This is a genomic window from Micromonospora sp. NPDC049151 (assembly GCF_040648395.1).
GTDB lineage: Bacteria > Actinomycetota > Actinomycetes > Mycobacteriales > Micromonosporaceae > Micromonospora.
The window spans coordinates 33,761-49,424 of record NZ_JBEZDP010000023.1; the positions used below are offsets into that span (position 1 = coordinate 33,761).

The 15,664-nt window shown below is 74.5% G+C and carries 17 protein-coding genes and 1 pseudogene; 10 read left to right on the top strand and 8 right to left on the bottom strand.

Annotated features, from left to right (window positions below; genetic code table 11):
* Positions 1-29: 29 nt before the first annotated feature.
* Entirely contained in the window at positions 30-248 is a 219-nt protein-coding gene (locus tag AB0B20_RS23465; protein WP_357384353.1) for a hypothetical protein, read from the top strand.
* 13 nt (positions 249-261) lie between these two features.
* Here the strand turns inward: AB0B20_RS23465 and AB0B20_RS23470 are convergent, their stop codons facing one another.
* The 5 genes and pseudogenes from AB0B20_RS23470 to AB0B20_RS23490 all read right to left on the bottom strand — a co-directional run bounded on the left by AB0B20_RS23470 (position 262) and on the right by AB0B20_RS23490 (position 3,267).
* Positions 262-1,206, bottom strand: coding sequence for a hypothetical protein (locus AB0B20_RS23470; RefSeq protein ID WP_357384355.1), 945 nt, complete (start codon positions 1,204-1,206; stop codon positions 262-264).
* Between the two features lie 254 nt (positions 1,207-1,460).
* Positions 1,461-2,546: a DUF3866 family protein gene (locus AB0B20_RS23475; protein WP_357473411.1), complete on the bottom strand. Its 1,086-nt coding sequence runs from the start codon at positions 2,544-2,546 to the stop codon at positions 1,461-1,463.
* A gap of 44 nt (positions 2,547-2,590) precedes the next feature.
* Positions 2,591-2,965 (bottom strand): hypothetical protein, encoded by a 375-nt coding sequence (locus AB0B20_RS23480; RefSeq protein WP_357473415.1) that lies wholly within the window; start codon positions 2,963-2,965, stop codon positions 2,591-2,593.
* Positions 2,966-2,968: 3 nt separating this feature from the next.
* A pseudogene (locus tag AB0B20_RS23485) lies at positions 2,969-3,076 on the bottom strand (cation transporter); the annotation flags it as partial.
* Positions 3,055-3,267 carry a cation transporter gene (locus AB0B20_RS23490; protein ID WP_357473418.1) on the bottom strand — a complete coding sequence of 71 codons (213 nt, stop codon included), beginning with the start codon at positions 3,265-3,267 and terminating at the stop codon, positions 3,055-3,057. The pseudogene AB0B20_RS23485 and the gene AB0B20_RS23490, both read right to left, overlap by 22 nt.
* Before the next feature lie 104 nt (positions 3,268-3,371).
* On the opposite strand from AB0B20_RS23490, the gene AB0B20_RS23495 reads away from it, so the two are divergent.
* The 5 genes from AB0B20_RS23495 (at position 3,372) to tatC (ending at position 7,158) form a co-directional block, all read left to right on the top strand.
* Positions 3,372-4,370 carry a WYL domain-containing protein gene (locus AB0B20_RS23495; protein ID WP_357473421.1) on the top strand — a complete coding sequence of 333 codons (999 nt, stop codon included), beginning with the start codon at positions 3,372-3,374 and terminating at the stop codon, positions 4,368-4,370.
* Positions 4,367-5,374, top strand: coding sequence for a YafY family protein (locus tag AB0B20_RS23500; protein ID WP_357473424.1), 1,008 nt, complete (start codon positions 4,367-4,369; stop codon positions 5,372-5,374). The genes AB0B20_RS23495 and AB0B20_RS23500 overlap by 4 nt, the downstream gene beginning before the upstream one ends.
* Before the next feature lie 10 nt (positions 5,375-5,384).
* The gene (locus AB0B20_RS23505) at positions 5,385-5,633 is read left to right on the top strand and encodes a hypothetical protein (RefSeq protein ID WP_120570073.1); all 249 of its coding nucleotides are present in this window, start codon (positions 5,385-5,387) and stop codon (positions 5,631-5,633) included.
* A gap of 217 nt (positions 5,634-5,850) precedes the next feature.
* Complete coding sequence (tatA, locus tag AB0B20_RS23510) at positions 5,851-6,183, top strand: Sec-independent protein translocase subunit TatA (RefSeq protein ID WP_120570072.1); 333 nt, start codon at positions 5,851-5,853, stop codon at positions 6,181-6,183.
* Between the two features lie 21 nt (positions 6,184-6,204).
* On the top strand, positions 6,205-7,158 hold the full coding sequence (tatC, locus tag AB0B20_RS23515) for a twin-arginine translocase subunit TatC (RefSeq protein ID WP_357473429.1): 954 nt from the start codon (positions 6,205-6,207) through the stop codon (positions 7,156-7,158).
* Between the two features lie 207 nt (positions 7,159-7,365).
* Here tatC and AB0B20_RS23520 read toward each other — a convergent pair whose 3' ends face one another.
* Positions 7,366-8,310 (bottom strand): ABC transporter substrate-binding protein, encoded by a 945-nt coding sequence (locus tag AB0B20_RS23520; RefSeq protein WP_357473433.1) that lies wholly within the window; start codon positions 8,308-8,310, stop codon positions 7,366-7,368.
* Positions 8,311-8,448: 138 nt separating this feature from the next.
* On the opposite strand from AB0B20_RS23520, the gene AB0B20_RS23525 reads away from it, so the two are divergent.
* From AB0B20_RS23525 to AB0B20_RS23535, 3 genes are all read left to right on the top strand, one after another.
* Complete coding sequence (locus AB0B20_RS23525) at positions 8,449-9,147, top strand: hypothetical protein (RefSeq protein WP_120570070.1); 699 nt, start codon at positions 8,449-8,451, stop codon at positions 9,145-9,147.
* Between the two features lie 68 nt (positions 9,148-9,215).
* Positions 9,216-9,917 (top strand): fasciclin domain-containing protein, encoded by a 702-nt coding sequence (locus AB0B20_RS23530; RefSeq protein ID WP_091428112.1) that lies wholly within the window; start codon positions 9,216-9,218, stop codon positions 9,915-9,917.
* 107 nt (positions 9,918-10,024) lie between these two features.
* Positions 10,025-10,951, top strand: coding sequence for a diacylglycerol kinase family protein (locus tag AB0B20_RS23535; protein WP_357473437.1), 927 nt, complete (start codon positions 10,025-10,027; stop codon positions 10,949-10,951).
* Here the strand turns inward: AB0B20_RS23535 and AB0B20_RS23540 are convergent.
* Entirely contained in the window at positions 10,914-11,891 is a 978-nt protein-coding gene (locus AB0B20_RS23540; protein WP_357473440.1) for an EamA family transporter, read from the bottom strand. The genes AB0B20_RS23535 and AB0B20_RS23540 overlap by 38 nt on opposite strands.
* 55 nt (positions 11,892-11,946) lie before the next feature.
* A complete protein-coding gene (locus AB0B20_RS23545; RefSeq protein ID WP_233585727.1) occupies positions 11,947-12,693 on the bottom strand; it encodes an HAD-IA family hydrolase in 747 nt (248 codons plus the stop codon).
* Positions 12,694-12,796: 103 nt separating this feature from the next.
* On the opposite strand from AB0B20_RS23545, the gene AB0B20_RS23550 reads away from it, so the two are divergent.
* A complete protein-coding gene (locus AB0B20_RS23550; protein WP_091428119.1) occupies positions 12,797-15,577 on the top strand; it encodes a DEAD/DEAH box helicase in 2,781 nt (926 codons plus the stop codon).
* The last annotated feature ends 87 nt before the right edge of the window (positions 15,578-15,664 follow it).

The window sequence follows — 15,664 nt, forward strand, 5'->3', positions numbered from 1 at the left end:
CGCCCGTCCACAGGTACGCTGGCGTCGCGATGAACACTTCCGAATCCGCCGGCGGGTCCGGCCGCGAGACGTCCTCGGACCGTGACGGCGCCGAGAAGCTCAACTGGATCGACCGCCGCCGGGAGAAGATCCGCGCCGAGATCGAACGCAACCGTCGTGGCGACTACACGGTCCCGACGTGGGTGCTGGCGGCGGCGCTGGTGCTGATCGTCGGTGGCTGGCTGGCGTTGATCCTGCTGCTCGGCTGAGTTCGGGGGCGGCTCAGTTGTACGGCATCCGGGGGAACCAGCCGAAGCCGAACATCGCCGGGACCCGGATGTCCCAGTAGATGACGGTGAAGACGCCGAGCGCGACGAGCAGCGCTCCGGTGACGGCGGCGGCGCGGCGGGGGTTGGCCATCCAGGAGAGGAAGCGTCCCCGGCTGATCGCCACGACGATGACGAAGATGGCCGTGACGAGCAGGATGTTCCCGAGGGACTGCAACGTGAACGCCAGCGCCCCGTAGAGCGGGTTGCCGGAGTCGACGGCCCAGTGGAACAGCTTGTTGAACAGCGGGTAGGGCCGGCCGACGAGGAACCCGCCGACGAGCGCGCCGATGGTGATCACCCGGGCGATGGGCCGGTGCGCGAAGACGTCCGGCACGAGCTTGAGCGCGGCGACCCCGAGGTAGGTGAGGGCGAGTCCGATGACGCCGAAGACGACCGACGACTGGATGAGGCGTACCGGAATGCCGTCGACCGTCTCGGTGGACAGCTGGGGCAGCCGGTCGCCGAGCAGCACGCCGATGATTCCGTAGCCGGCCGAGACGACGACCATGCCGAGGGCGAGCCAGCCGACCGGGCGCAGCAGGGCGCGCAGCGCGGTCCGGGTGCCGCCGGCGGGGTCGGCGTCCGAGACCTGGCTCATCGGCCCGATCGAGGCCGCCACCGCGATGTTGCAGGCGGTGAAGGTGCCGGCGAAGCCGGAGACGAACGCGAAGAGCAGCCCGGCGGCGGTGCCGGTGAGGGCGGTCTCCTTGGCGTCGTGGCCGAGCACGGTGTTCGCGACGTTGTCGCCGATGACCTTGTCGACCAGCTCGAAGGACCACAGGACGGCCAGCAGCAGGCCGGCTGCCGCGCTGATCAGGGCGAGTCGGAGGGGATGCGGCGGGCGGTGGGTGGAGATCCCGGCGTCGGGGGTCGCGTCCGGGAGCTGTCGCAGGGCCATGGGGTCGCCTCCTAACGGCGGCCAGCCGCGTTTCCCGCCCGGCTGCCTGGCACGGGCGGCGTTGACGGGTGGCCGGAGTCGAGTTCCCGGACAGTATGTGGAGGCCGTTCGGGCCCTGCTTCTTCCAACGTGCTGACTGTTTTCGGCGGCCTGCCCGGCGCCGGGGTTGACAGCACGGGGCGAAGCCGCCGCACGCGCGGGCCGCCGGCCATCTCGTCGCGAACGGCTACCGGGCGAGCTGAGGGCGGTGGGGCTCAGCCGAGCAGACGGGCCGCGTGGCGGCCGGCGGCGGCCGCGGCCAGGAAGTAGGCGTGGTCGGCGTCCAGGCCCCGGCCCATCGTGGACAGGCCGACCGGGCTGGCCCGCAGCGCCGCGTCGAGGCCGTCGGCGGGCACGGTGACGATCGTGTGCCGGCCGGCCAGCGGCGCCAGCGCCGCGGCGACCTCCGCCGCCAGGGCGGGGTCGAGGCCGTCCGGCACCACCAGCTCGGCGCGGGCCAGCGCGACCCGGCCGTACGCGGTCAGGCTGTGGTGGGAGACGCCACGGTGCCGGGACCGGGCGTCGGCGTCGGAGACGCGCAGCGAGCCGACCGGGCGCCCGCCCAGCGTGGCGACGGCGTTGACCGCCTCGCCGACGGCGACGCCGGAGAAGCCCCAGCGGGTGCCGGTGCCGAGGTTCCCGGGCCCCTGGGCGACGATCGTCAGGTCCGCGCCGAGCACGTGCCGGGCGGCGAGCAGGCCGCTGTGCAGGGTGGTGGCCTCCAGGTCGCCGCCGAACGCCTGGCCCACGCTGACCGTGCCGGCGAGGTGCCCGGACAGGCCGGCCAGGGTCCGCGAGAACCAGGCGGGCAGCGCGCCGCCGTCGGTCAGCACGTACGCCACCCGCGCGCCGGGCGCGTCGGCGCGTACCCCGGCGAGGATCGCCGGCAGCGCGGAGTGCAGGTCGGCGGTGACCACCGGCATGCCGTCGACGGTGTCGGCGGCGGCCAGCGTGTCGTGGTGCGGTGAGGCCTCCTCGTCCACGCCGAGCAGGATCGGTTGCAGCGGCGTGTAGCGGGCCTTGACCAGGTGCCCGTCGTCGCGGCTGTCGCCGGCCTGCGGCGGGTCCGGGGGCAGCCGGTCGGGCAGCGCGACGACCAGGGCGTAGCCGCCGGTGCCGAGGCCCATCAGCAGTGCGCCGGCGTTCAGCAGCACCCGGTCGCCGGGTTCGGGCTCGCCGACCAGGGCCGGGTAGGCCAGGGCGCGCATCCGGGCGCCGTCGGGCTGCTCGACGTCGAGTTCGACGGCACCGGTCCACCGCCGCCGTACCGCAGTGACCGTGCCGGACCGCCATCGCACCATGCGGTGCACGGTATCGGCCGGGGTGCGGGCGGGCCGGGGGCGGGTCAGGTGTCGCCGTCGAGCGGGCGGCCTGCCTCGTCCTGGGTGGTGCGGGCGGGCCGGCCGGCCGAGCGGGACCGGGTGGGGTCGAGGAAGACGTACGCGATCTCCGGGAAGTGCCCGGTGAGCCGGCGTTCGGCCTCGTCCGCGGCGGCCTCGATGTCGGCGCCGGTGGCGTCGTCGCGGAAGTCGACCTTGGCGGCGACGAGGATGTCGTCCAGGCCGAGGAACATGGTCATCAGCGTGTCGACCCGGTCCACCGTCGGGACGTCCGCCAGTTCCCGTTCGATGCGCCGGTGCAGCCGGTCGGACACCGAGCGGCCGACCAGCAGCGAGATGTTGCTGCGGGCCAGGATCGCGGCGACCACCAGCAGCAGCACGCCGATGAGGATGGAGGCGACGCCGTCGTACAGCTCGTCGCCGGTCAGGTGCGACAGGGTGAGCCCGCCGGCGGCGATCAGCAGGCCGATCAGCGCGGCGCTGTCCTCCAGGAAGACCGCAGCGCCAGGTAGAGCAGCACCTCGGTGGTGGTGTCGGCGAGCGAGTGGGCGGCCTCGGAGAGCATCGCCGCGGAGCCGGAGATCAGGCCCGCTACCAGCTTCGCGACCGCGATGGCGAGGTTCGCCGCGCCGGCCACCACGACCGTGCCGACGCTCTCGGTCTTGACCTCCGGCTCCGCCATGCGCTCACCCTATGACCGGTCGATGTCCGACGCCGGGTGGGAAGACCCCCGCGCCGCGCCGCGCGGGTGCCCGCGCCGGACGCGCGGGCTGCTAGCGTTTGCACGTGTCCCGGACCCGTACCGAACGCCTGGTCAACCTGGTGATCTGCCTGCTGTCGACGCGACGCTTCCTGACCGCCGCGCAGATCGCCGCGACCGTGCCCGGCTACGAGCACGACCCGGACGACGCCAAGGACCACGAGGCGTTCCAGCGCAAGTTCGAGCGCGACAAGGCCGAGCTGCGTGAGCTGGGGGTGCCGCTGGAGACCGGCACGGCGAGCGTCTTCGACGCCGAGCCGGGCTACCGGATCGCGCCGCGCGCGTACGCGTTGCCCGACATTCCGCTCGAACCGGACGAGGCCGCGGCGGTGGGCATCGCGGCCCGGCTGTGGCAGCACGCCGGGCTGGCCGCCGCCGCGTCGTCCGGGCTGGCGAAGCTGCGCGCCGCCGGAATCGACGTGGATCCGCAGGCCACGCTGGGCCTGGAGCCGATGGTCACGGTCGACCCGGCGTTCGCGCCGCTCACCGCCGCCGCGCGGGACCGGCGCGAGGTCAGCTTCGACTACCGCGTGCCGGACCGGGACGCGTCCAGCCGCCGCCGGGTCCAGCCGTGGGGCGTGGTCTGCTGGCGGGGCCGGTGGTATGTCGTGGGCCACGACCTGGACCGCGCGGCGACCCGCTGCTTCCGGCTGTCCCGGGTGGTCGGCACGGTCCGGGCGACCGGCGAGCCGGGCGCCTACGAGCCGCCCGCCGGGGTCGACCTGATCAGCCACGTGGCCCGCTGGTCCGGGCCGGTGGAGCGCACCGGCCGGGCCACCGTGCTGGCCACGCCGGGCCGCGCGGCCGGGCTGCGCCGCTGGGCGGTGGAGTGCCAGGCCGGTCCGGACGGCGACCGGCTGGTGCTGCCGTACGCCGACGCCGACTACCTGGCCGGCCAGATCGTCGGGTATGGCCCGGACGTGCGCGTGCTGGAGCCACCGGAGGTGCGGGAGTCGGTCATCCAGCGGCTCAAGGAGGTGGCCGCCCGCCACGACGAGCTGGCGGTCGCCGGAGGTGCCCGGTGACCCGCCCGGCGGCCCGCGCGGGCCGTGCCTCGGCCGACCGGCTGGCCCGGCTGCTCAACCTGGTGCCCTACCTGCTGGCCCGTCCCGGCATCGAGATCGCCGAGGCGGCGCACGACCTCGGGGTGACCGAGAAGCAGCTCCGGGAGGACCTGGAACTGCTCTGGGTGTGCGGGCTGCCCGGCTACGGCCCCGGTGACCTGATCGACATGGCGTTCGACGGCGACCGGGTGACGATCACCTACGACGCCGGCATCGACCGCCCGCTGCGGCTCACCCCGGACGAGGCCCTGGCCCTGGTGGTGGCGCTGCGGATGATCGCCGAGACGCCCGGCGTGGCCAACCGCGAGGCGGTCGAGCGGGCACTCGCCAAGATCGAGAGCGCCGCCGGTGACCTGGCCGGAGCGCCGGTCGAGGTCCGCCTGCCCGGCGACACCGCCCGGGTACGCGAGCTGCGCGCCGCCGTCGAGCGCGGCCGGGCGCTGCGGATCACCTACTACACGGCGGCCCGGGACGAGACCACCGAGCGCACCATCGACCCGCTGCGGATGCTGATGGTCGGCGGCCGGGCGTACGTGGAGGCGTGGTGCCGCCGGGCCGAGGCGGTGCGGCTGTTCCGGGCCGACCGGATCGACGCGGTGACCGAGCTGCCGGAGCAGGCGGTGGTGCCGCCGCAGGCCCGCCCGCACGATCTCAGCGACGGTGTGTTCAGCCCGTCGGCCGACCTGCCGCTGATCACGCTGCGGATCGGCCGGGGCGAGCGGTGGATCACCGAATATTATCCGTGCGAGCGGGTCGAGGCCGACGGCGAGCAGTGGCTGGTGTCGTTGCGCGTCACCGACCTCGGGTGGGCCCGGCGGTTCGTGCTCGGGCTGGGCCCGGAGGTGACCGTGGTGGCCCCGGCCGAGCTGGCCGAGCAGGTCCGCGCCCAGGCCGTGGCCGCACTCGACGCGTACGCCACCCCGGCCGGCAGCGCCGACCCGGCGGCCGTCGGCGGCACCCGATAGGCTGACCGCCGTGGTGACGTGGATCGTGCTCGGGGTCGTGGTGTTCGCGCTGGTCGTACTGGCCCTGGCGATCCGTCCGGTGGTGAGCCGCCTGCCCGGGCTGCGCCGTTCCGCGCTGGCGTTGCAGCGCCGGGCGGTCGAGGCCGAGTCGCTGCGTGCGGCCGCCGAGCAGTTGCAGGCGCGGGCCGAGTCGCTCCAGGAGCGAGCCGCTGTCGCGCAGGAGCGGATCACGTTGATCAAGGCCAAGCGCGGCGACTGATCGACGGCGGTCGGCCCGGTGAGCGTCGTCTGCGCGTTCCCGGGTGGTTACGCGCAGAAATGCGCGGACCTGGACGGTTGACGGGACACTTCGGGTTGGTCGAAACTTCACCGATCGGGCCCGCACCGGCAGGCCCGCGGGGGTGGCAAGCCGCTGCGACACACGTACGATGGGCGACGACCCACCCCTCACCGACACAGAGCGACTGGAGCTTCCCATGGGTGCCCTCAAGCCGTGGCACATCGCCGTACTCGTGGTCGTGCTGATCCTGCTGTTCGGCGCGAAGCGGCTCCCCGACGCGGCCCGCTCGCTGGGCCGCTCGCTGCGGATCATCAAGGCCGAGACCAAGAGCCTGCACGACGACGACCGCGATCTCGCCGAGAAGGCCGACGCGCAGGCCGGCTACCAGCCGCTCCAGCCGCAGCAGCCGGTGCAGGGGCAGCCGTACGTCCAGGGCCAGCAGCAGTACGCCCAGCAGCCGTACGCGCCGCAGCCGCAGCAGCCCGTGGCCCCGCCGGCCGACCCGGTGCAGCGCGTCCGCGAGAACTGATCCGAGAGGGCCTCAATCACCGTGGCCTTCGGGTTGAAGAAGCGCGGCCCGAGCAACTTCGCGCGGGCCGCCGACGGCTCGATGACGCTCATGGAGCACATCCGTGAGCTGCGCAACCGGCTGTTCCGGGCGTCGCTGGCGATCCTGGTCGGCTTCGGCTTCGGCGTGTGGCTGTCCGGGCCGGTGCTGCACATCCTGCAGAAGCCCTACTGCGACCTGCCCAAGGCGCGGTTGATCGACGGCAACTGCAACTTCGTCCAGCTCGGTCCCGCCGACCTGTTCCTGCTGCAGATGAAGGTGGCCCTCTGGGTCGGCCTGATCATCGCCGCGCCGATCTGGCTCTACCAGCTCTGGGCGTTCATCGCGCCGGGCCTGCACCGGCACGAGCGGCGGTACGCGTACTTCTTCACCGCGCTGGCGGCCCCGCTGTTCGCCGCCGGCGCGGTCCTGGCGTACTTCGTCACGTCCAAAGGGCTGGAGTTCCTGCTCAACGTCTCCGGCGGCGGCGACGTCACCACCACGCTCGACATCACCCGCTACGTCGGGTTCGTCACGAACCTGATTCTGCTGTTCGGGGTGGCCTTCGAGTTCCCGTTGATCGTGCTGATGCTCAACTTCGTCGGCATGGCCAGCGCCAAGCGGCTGCTGAGCTGGTGGCGGGTGGCGGTGTTCGTGTTCTTCGCGTTCTCCGCGGTGGTCACGCCGACGCCCGACCCGTTCGGCATGACCGCGCTGGCGATCTGCCTCTGCGCGCTCTACTTCGCCGCGGTGGGGGTGGCGTTCCTCAACGACAGGCGGCGCGGTCGCGGGCGTGAGGCCTACGCCGGCATCGCCGACGACGAGGTGTCACCGCTGGACCTGTCGGACGAGCCGGTGCCCGCCGGTGGCCGGATCGAGGCGTCCGAGCCGATCGGCGTACCCGAGCCGATCGTCGCCCCGAAGCCGATCGAACGCCGCTACGACGACATGACCTGACCGATCCTGCTCACCTCCGGACGCCGTCCCCGCTCCACGGGGACGGCGTCCGCGTCTCCGCCCCTCGCCGCCCTTCCGAGGACGCCGACACCCCGCCCCGCGCCGATCTTGGACATGGCGCCCCTCGGATGCCGGAAATCCGCACTTTGCCCGGGCCGAAACTGCAAGATCGCCGGGGCGCGGGCCGGGGGCGCGGGCCGGGGCCGGTCAGGTTAGGCGGTGGGCTGTTTCGGGGCGGGGTGGGGAGACGGCGTCGGGGTGCAGGATCGCGGCTATCGTCTCGGCGCCGTCGACCAGGCGCGGGCCGGCGCGCACGATCAGACCGTCCGCGTCCAGCGCCCACACCTGCGCGTCCGGGAAGTGCCCGGCCACCGCGGCGGCCTGCTCGGCCGCGCCGTCGAGGCGGAACCCGCACGGCGCGACCAGCACCACCTCGGGGCGGGCGGCCCGCAGGGCCTCCCAGGTGGTCGGCGCGGACCGGGCGCCCCGGTGGGTGGCGACCGGCTCGCCGCCGGCGACGTCGACCAGGTCCGGGATCCAGTGCCCGGCGCCGAACGGCGGGTCCACCCATTCGACCACCGCGACCCGCCGCCGGGGCCGGCCCGCCACCGCCGCGCCGACCGCCGCGAGCCGGGCACGCAGGCCGTCGACCAGGGCCTCCGCGCGATCCGGCACCCGGGCCGCCGCGCCCACCGCGCGGATCGACTCCAGCACGTCGTCGAGGGTGTACGGGTCGAGCGACAGCACGTCGGCCCGGCACCCCAGGTGCTCCACGGCGTCGGCGACCCGGCCCGAGGGGAGCGCGCAGACGCGGCACAGGTCCTGGGTGAGGATCAGGTCCGGGTCCAGCCCGGCGAGCGCGCCGGCGTGCAGCGTGTAGAGGTCGGCACCGGCCGCTACCTGCGCCCGGACGTACGCGTCGATGTCGCCGGGACTCATGCCCCGGGTGTCCCGGCCGCCGACGACCACAGTGGTGCCGGACCGGTACGACGCGGGCACCTCGCACTCGAACGTGACGCCGACCAGGTCGTCACCGAGGCCGAGCGCGTACACGATCTCGGTGGCGGAGGGGAGCAGGGAGACCAGCCGCATGCCCGCCATCATGCCCCGCGGACGGACCGCCCCGGCCCGGGGCCGGTCCGGTGCGGACATCGGGCCGCCCTCGGGCCTTGCCGGGACGCCGTACCCGCTTAGACTCTGCTGACTCCGCCGAGCCCCCCGGGCGGTGTGCCGGGGTGCGTCGGCGCCCCGTTCCGGTCAGCCCGTCTGACCTGCGCTCCGGAGAACCCGATGAAGAGCCGTACCGCCGCCGTCCTGACCGTCCTCTGCGCGGCCACCGCGCTCACCGCCTGCGGTGACGACGAGCCCGCGCCGAAAGGCCAGCAGGTGCCGGTGACCGCCACCGACACCAGCTGCGAGGTCACCACCACGCTGTTCACGCCGGGCACCGTCACGTTCACAGTGACCAACCGGGGTCAGCAGGCCACCGGGGTCTACGTCTACGGCCGGGAGGGTGACGCCTTCACCAAGGTGATCGCCGAGGTCGCGGACGTGCCGGCGGGCCGCACCGGCGACCTGCGCGCGTCGCTGCAGACCGGCACGTACGAGGTGGCCTGCAAGCCGGGCCGGCAGGGCGACGGCGTGCGGACCCGGATCACCGTCTCCGACGACGGCAATCTCGCCAGCGCCGCGGCCGAGGTGGCCTACGACCGGTCGGTGACGATCGAGCTGACCGACGACGCGATGAACGGCGTGGACGCGCTGATCGCCGAGCCCGGCGAGAAGCTCGCGTTCAAGGTGACGAACAAGACCGCCGGGGCCCGGACGCTGTACGTGCTCAACCCCGAGGGCAAGCGGGTCGCCGAGATGAAGGCCGAGGCCAACGGCACCGCCGAGACCGTGGTGACGCTGGGCGCGGCGGGGGACTGGTCGCTGAAGGTCAAGGGCGACGGCGTGCCGTCGGTGAGCAAGCCGCTGGTGGTCCGCTGAGGCGCAGCAGCGTCGATCCGAAGTCGGTCGATCCGGGTGCATCCACCGGGGACGGTCGGGGCGAAGCAATGGTCGTGACGACAGTCACGGACCTGGTCGCTTCGACGAAAGGCTCCCCGATGAACATCGCTCGTCTCGCCGCCCGGCTGGCCGTGGCCACCACCGCCGCGGCGGTGGCCACCACCGCCGTCGCCGTGCCCGCCCAGGCCGGCGCCAAGCAGCCGGGTACGCGGTCGCTGGCGGCAGTGCTCACCGCCGACAAGAGCGGCTTCGACCGCAACTCGCGGGACTTCGACGTCCTCACGAAGGCGGTCCTGACGGTGTTGCAGGCCAAGCCGGACTCGCCGGTGAAGGTGCTCACCGACGGCACCGTCGCGCTGACCGCGTTCGTGCCGAACGACTACGCGTTCCGCGAGCTGGTGCGGGACATCACCGCCGCGAGGAAGCTGCCCGGCGAGAAGGCCGCGTTCGACGCGGTCGCCGGCCTGGGCGTGGACACCGTGGAGGACGTCCTGCTCTACCACGTCGTGCCCGGCGCGACGATCGACCGGAAGGCGGCGCTGAAGGCCGACGGCGCGGACCTGACCACCGCGCTCGGCGCCACCGTCGAGGTGGACGTGAAGCGCTGCTGGTACGGCCGCGATGTGCGCCTGGTCGACGCCGACACCAGCGACCGCAACGCGCGGGTGGTTCGGTACGACATCAACAAGGGCAACAAGCAGATCGCGCACGCGGTGGACCGGGTGCTGCGCCCGATCGACCTGCCCTGACCCACCCCCGCCACGGCGCCCGGCACCCCCTGCCGGGCGCCGTCGGCGTGCGCCGGACATTCGCCGCCTGACCTGCCTCTGGTGGGCGGCGCGAGCCGTGCCGTACGGTGCTCGCCGTGACCGCGCACGATCATGTCCCGTCCGGCCCCGTCGCCGTGCTCGCCAACCCGACAGCGGGCCGGGGGCGGCACCGCGGACTGCTGCCCGGGATCCTGGAGCGCCTCGCCTCGGCGGGCCGCCCGGTGGAGCTGCTGCGCGCGCGTACCCCCGAGGAGGCGGAGGCGGCGTGCCACGCCGCGGTCACCGGCGGCGCCGGGGCACTCGTGGCGGTGGGCGGCGACGGCACGATGCACCGCGCGTTGCAGGCGGTCGCCGGCACCGACGTGCCGTTCGGGCCGGTACCGGCGGGCACCGGCAACGACTTCGCGGTGGACACCGGCTTCCCGGCCGACCCGACGGCCGCCGTCGAGGTGATCACCGCGGCGCTCGCCGCCGGCCGCGCCCGGCCGGTCGACCTGGCGCGGCTGTCCCGGCCCGGGGAGGCCGACCGCTGGTTCGGCGCGGTGCTCGCGGCCGGCTTCGACGCGATCGTCAACGAACGCGCCAACCGGATGCGCTGGCCGCGCGGCCCCCGCCGGTACGACCTGGCGATAGTGGTGGAGCTGGCCCGGCTGCGGCCACGCCGCTACCGGCTGGTCCTCGACGGGGTGGCGCAGGAGGTGGACGCGGTGCTGGTCGCGGTCGGCAACACGGCCAGCTACGGCGGCGGCATGCGGATCTGCCCGGACGCCGACCCGCACGACGGCCTGCTGGACGTGGTGGTCGGCGGGCGCTTCGACAGGCGCACGCTGATGCGGGTCAAGCCGCAGATCTACCGGGGCACCCACGTCACGCACCCGTTGGCGCGCGTCTACCGGGCGCGGACGGTGGAGCTGTCCGCCGAGGGCATCACCACGTACGCCGACGGGGAACGCTCCCTCGACCTGCCGGTGACCGTCACCGCCGTGCCGGCGGCGCTGCGGCTGCTGCGCTGACCCCCGCCAGGTCCGCGGCACCCGGCGGGCCGGGAACGGCCGGCGGCGCGGGCGAAGGGGGAGGCGCGGCAGGAGGCGGCGCGGCGGCGCGGACCGCACCGGCGCTCGCGGCCACCACGAGCGCGATGGCGAGCACCTCGACCGGGCGCAACGCCTGGCCGAGCACCAGCCAGCCGGCCACCGCGGCGATCGCCGGGCCGAGACTCATCATCACCGCGAACGTCGCGGTCGGCAGCCGCCGCAGCGCGGCCAGTTCCAGGCTGTACGGCAGCACCGAGGCGAGCAGCGCCAGCGCGGTACCGAGCCCCAGCACCACCGGGTCGGCGAGGCGACCGCCGCCGTCGGCCAGCCCGAACGGCAGGGTGAGCAGCGCCGCGACGGTCAGGGCGAGGGCCAGCCCGTCGGCGCCGGGGAACCGTGCGCCGATCCGCGCCGAGCAGACGATGTACGCGGCCCACATGGCGCCCGCCGTCAGCGCCAGCGCGGCGCCGGCCGGGTCGAGCCGGTCGAACCCGCCCTGCCCGAGCAGGACCACACCGGCCAGCGCCAGCGCGGCCCAGCACCAGGCGGCCACCCGGCGCGCGGCGATCACCGACAGCGCCAGCGGGCCGAGCACCTCCAGGGTGACGGCCGGGCCGAGCGGGATCCGCTCGATCGCCTGGTAGAAGATCGAGTTCATGCCGGCCAGGGCCAGCCCGAACGCCAGTACCGCCGCCCAGTCGCGGCGCCCGTACCCGCGTACCCGCGGCCGGCAGAACACGAGCATCAGCAGCGCGCCGATGGTCAGTCGCAGCGTCACCGCCCCGGCCACCCCGGTACGCGGGAACAGCAGCGCGGCCAGCGCGGAGCCGAACTGCACCGACAGCGCCCCGCCGAGCACCAGCGCGACCCCGCCGAGCCGTCCCGGCGCACGCGGCGGCAAGGGGTGGGCACCGGTCATGCCCCTGACGGTATCCGGTGCGCCGCGACGGGTTCGCGCCGCTGGGGGTGTGCGCTCAGGCGGCCCCGGCCAGGTCGAGCACCGCGCCGAGCCCGTTCGGGCGGCCGGCGTCGGCGCAGGGCAGCACCAGCACCCCGCACCCGGCCGCCACGGCACCCGCGTCGGCCGGCGTGTCGCCCACCATGAGCGTGCGCTCCGGGTCGACGCCGAGCATCCCGCAGGCCCGCAGGAAGATGCCCGGGTCCGGCTTGCAGCGCCCCACCTCGTACGACAGCGCGTACGCGTCGACGAGCGCGTCGAAGTCCCAGGCGGCGAACAGCGGCCGCAGGTCGAAGCCGATGTTGCTGACCACCGCCACCTTCACCCCGGCGGAGCGCAGCGCTCCCAGCACGGGGGCGGTGTCCGGGTACGGCACCCAGCCCTCGGGCACCAGCACCCGCTCGTAGAGCGCGTCGGCGAACCCGTCGATGCCGGTGTCCACCGTCTCGGCCAGCCCGGTGTACGCGCCCCGGTGCGCGTGCGGGTAGAGATCACGGTCGGCCCACAGCTCGGCCAGCCGGGGCGGCACCCGTGCCGGCAGCGGGCCGCCGGCACGCCCGGCGGTGAGCAGCCGGTCGGCCAGCGAGGTGGCCCGGATCCGGTCCAGCTCGACGCCGCAGGCGGACGCGGCGGCGAGCACCCAGGCCAGCGGCTCCTCCACCTGGGCGAGGGTGCCGTGGAAGTCGAAGAGCACCGCCTCCACCGGCCGGCGGGACGGGCCCGGGCGGACGGCGTCGTCGGCGCCGCTCGAGACGTGGGGCAGTTCGGTACGGTCCGGCACGTCGTGCACCCTACCGACCGCTCCGACCGTCCTGCCGGATGGCCTTGACCGGTACTCCTCGGCGGCACCGATTAATCTTGGATCCATGTCGAGCCCCGCCGAGCGGTACGCCGCGGCGCGCCGCCGGGCCGCGCAGGCCTCCGCCTTCCCGGCCCTGGACGAATTCTCGCTGGATCTCGGGTTCGATCTCGACGACTTCCAGCGCGAGGCGTGCGAGGCGCTGGAGCGGGGCAGCGGCGTGCTGGTCTGCGCTCCCACCGGCGCCGGCAAGACCGTGGTGGGTGAGTTCGCGGTGCACCTGGCGCTGCGCGGCCGGCCCGGCGGCGACGCGTCCGCGACCCGGCGCAAGTGCTTCTACACCACGCCGATCAAGGCGCTGTCCAACCAGAAGTACCACGACCTGGTGGACCGCTACGGCGCCGAGCACGTCGGCCTGCTCACCGGCGACAACGCGATCAACGGCGACGCGCCGGTGGTGGTGATGACCACCGAGGTGCTGCGCAACATGCTCTACGCCGGCTCGGCCACGCTGGAGGGCCTGGCGTACGTGGTGATGGACGAGGTCCACTACCTGGCCGACCGGTTCCGCGGCGGGGTCTGGGAAGAGGTGATCATCCACCTGCCCGAGTCGGTCACGCTCGTGTCGCTGTCGGCCACCGTGTCCAACGCCGAGGAGTTCGCCGACTGGCTGGTCACCGTGCGCGGCGAGACCGCGGTGGTGGTCTCCGAGCACCGCCCGGTGCCGCTGTGGCAGCACATGCTCGTCGGCAAGCGGATGTTCGACCTGTTCCACGACGCCGACGCGGCCCGCAAGCACGACGTGCACCCCGAGCTGCTGCGCTACACCCGCGACACGATGCGCCGCCTGGAGCTGGGCGAGGGCCGCAGCGCCGGCCCCGGCGGCGGGCGGCGCGGCCCGCGCTGGCGCGGCCCGATGCGCCCGGACATCGTCGACCGGCTCGACCGGGAGGGGCTGCTGCCGGCCATCCTGTTCATCTTCAGCCGGGCCGGCTGCGACGCCGCCGTGCAGCAGTGCCTCGCGGCCGGGCTGCGCCTGACCTCCCCGGAGGAGCGCGCCGAGATCCGCCGCGTGGTGGAGTCCCGGGTCACCGCCATCCCGGGCGAGGACCTGTCCGTGCTCGGCTACTGGGAGTGGCTGGACGGGCTGGAGCGCGGCCTGGCCGCCCACCACGCCGGCATGCTCCCCGCCTTCAAGGAGGTCGTCGAGGAGCTGTTCGTGCGCGGACTGGTCAAGGCCGTCTTCGCCACCGAGACGCTCGCGCTGGGCATCAACATGCCGGCCCGCTGCGTGGTGCTGGAACGCCTGGTCAAGTTCAACGGCGAGGCACACGTCGACCTCACCCCCGGGGAGTACACGCAGCTCACCGGCCGGGCCGGGCGCCGGGGCATCGACGTGGAGGGCCACGCCGTGGTGGTCTGGTCACCGGAGACCGACCCCCGGCACGTCGCCGGGCTCGCCTCCACCCGCACCTACCCGCTGCGTTCCAGCTTCCGGCCGTCGTACAACATGGCCGTCAACCTGGTCGGCAGCGTCGGCGCGGCGCCGGCCCGGGAACTGCTGGAGTCCTCGTTCGCGCAGTTCCAGGCCGACCGGTCGGTGGTCGGCCTGGCCCGCCAGGTGCAGCGCAACACCGAGACCATCGACGCGTACGGCGCGGAGGCCGCCTGCCACCACGGCGACTTCGACGAGTACTTCGCGCTGCGGGTGGCCATCGCCGACCGGGAACGCGCCATCGCCCGGCAGGGGCAGACCCAGCGCAAGGCGGCGGCCGTCGCCTCGCTGGAGCGGCTGCGGGTCGGTGACGTGATCCGGGTGCCGTCCGGTCGGCGGGCCGGACTGGCGGTGGTGCTGGACCCGGCCACCGGCGGGTTCGGCGAGCCCCGGCCGCTGGTCCTCACCCAGGACCGCTGGGCCGGACGGGTCACCCCCGGCGACTTCACCACCCCGGCCGAGGTACTCACCCGCATCCGGGTGCCGAAGCACTTCAACCACCGATCGCCCGCGGCCCGGCGGGATCTGGCCGCCGCGGTCAGCGGCACCGGCCTGGACCGGCACGGCGGCCGGCGGGGCGGCCGGTCCCGTCAGGCGGCGGGGGAGGACCACCGGCTCAGCCAGCTCCGCGTCGAGCTGCGCGCCCACCCGTGTCACGCCTGCCCGGACCGGGAGGAGCACGCCCGCTGGGCGGAGCGGCGGCGCCGGCTGGAACGCGACACCGAGGAGCTGCGTGAGCGGGTGTCCGGGCGGACCGGCTCGCTGGCCCGTACCTTCGACCGGATCGTGGCGTTGCTGACGGCGCGCGGCTACCTGGCCGCCGACGGCGAGGTCACCGACGCCGGACGGATGCTGGCCCGGATCTGGACCGAGGCGGACCTGCTGGTGGCCGAGTGCCTGCGCCGCCGGGTGTGGGACGGCCTGTCCCCGGCCGAGCTGGCCGCCGCCGTGTCGGTGGTGGTGTTCGAGGCCCGGCGGGACGTCGACGAGCGGGCGTCGCTGCCGCGCGGCGCGGTGGCCGACGCGGTCGACGAGACGCTGAAGCTGTGGGGCGACATCGAGGCGGACGAGGCGGCGCGCGGCCTGGCCGTGACCCGGGAACCGGATCTCGGCTTCGCCTGGCCGATCTACCGGTGGGCGCGCGGCGAGGCGCTGGCGAAGGTGCTGGCCAGCGGCCACCAGATCGACGGGGAGATGCCGGCCGGCGACTTCGTCCGCTGGGCGCGTCAGGTGGTCGACCTGCTCGGGCAGGTCGCCGACTCGGGCGGCGCCTCGGCCGAGCTGCGTTCTACCGCCCGGCAGGCCATCGCGGCGGTCAACCGTGGCGTGCTGGCCTACCACGCCTCCGCCTGACGGTCACTTTCGGTCAGCGATTGCCGGAAATCGACGCATCGCTGTGTCACGGCGGCACCACCCCGCGAATTGTCGGGGGGTCGATGT

Bases quoted from the DNA above. Each gene is read 5' to 3' on its own strand.
- AB0B20_RS23490 (WP_357473418.1), bottom strand. From the start codon at position 3,267: ATGGCGGAGCCGGAGGTCAAGACCGAGAGCGTCGGCACGGTCGTGGTG.
- AB0B20_RS23475 (WP_357473411.1), bottom strand. From the start codon at position 2,546: ATGGTGCGATGGCGGTCCGGCACGGTCACTGCGGTACGGCGGCGGTGG.
- tatA (WP_120570072.1), top strand. From the start codon at position 5,851: ATGGGTGCCCTCAAGCCGTGGCACATCGCCGTACTCGTGGTCGTGCTG.
- AB0B20_RS23525 (WP_120570070.1), top strand. From the start codon at position 8,449: ATGAAGAGCCGTACCGCCGCCGTCCTGACCGTCCTCTGCGCGGCCACC.
- AB0B20_RS23465 (WP_357384353.1), top strand. From the start codon at position 30: ATGAACACTTCCGAATCCGCCGGCGGGTCCGGCCGCGAGACGTCCTCG.
- AB0B20_RS23530 (WP_091428112.1), top strand. From the start codon at position 9,216: ATGGTCGTGACGACAGTCACGGACCTGGTCGCTTCGACGAAAGGCTCC.
- AB0B20_RS23550 (WP_091428119.1), top strand. From the start codon at position 12,797: ATGTCGAGCCCCGCCGAGCGGTACGCCGCGGCGCGCCGCCGGGCCGCG.
- AB0B20_RS23540 (WP_357473440.1), bottom strand. From the start codon at position 11,891: ATGACCGGTGCCCACCCCTTGCCGCCGCGTGCGCCGGGACGGCTCGGC.
- AB0B20_RS23470 (WP_357384355.1), bottom strand. From the start codon at position 1,206: ATGGCCCTGCGACAGCTCCCGGACGCGACCCCCGACGCCGGGATCTCC.
- AB0B20_RS23520 (WP_357473433.1), bottom strand. From the start codon at position 8,310: ATGTCCGCACCGGACCGGCCCCGGGCCGGGGCGGTCCGTCCGCGGGGC.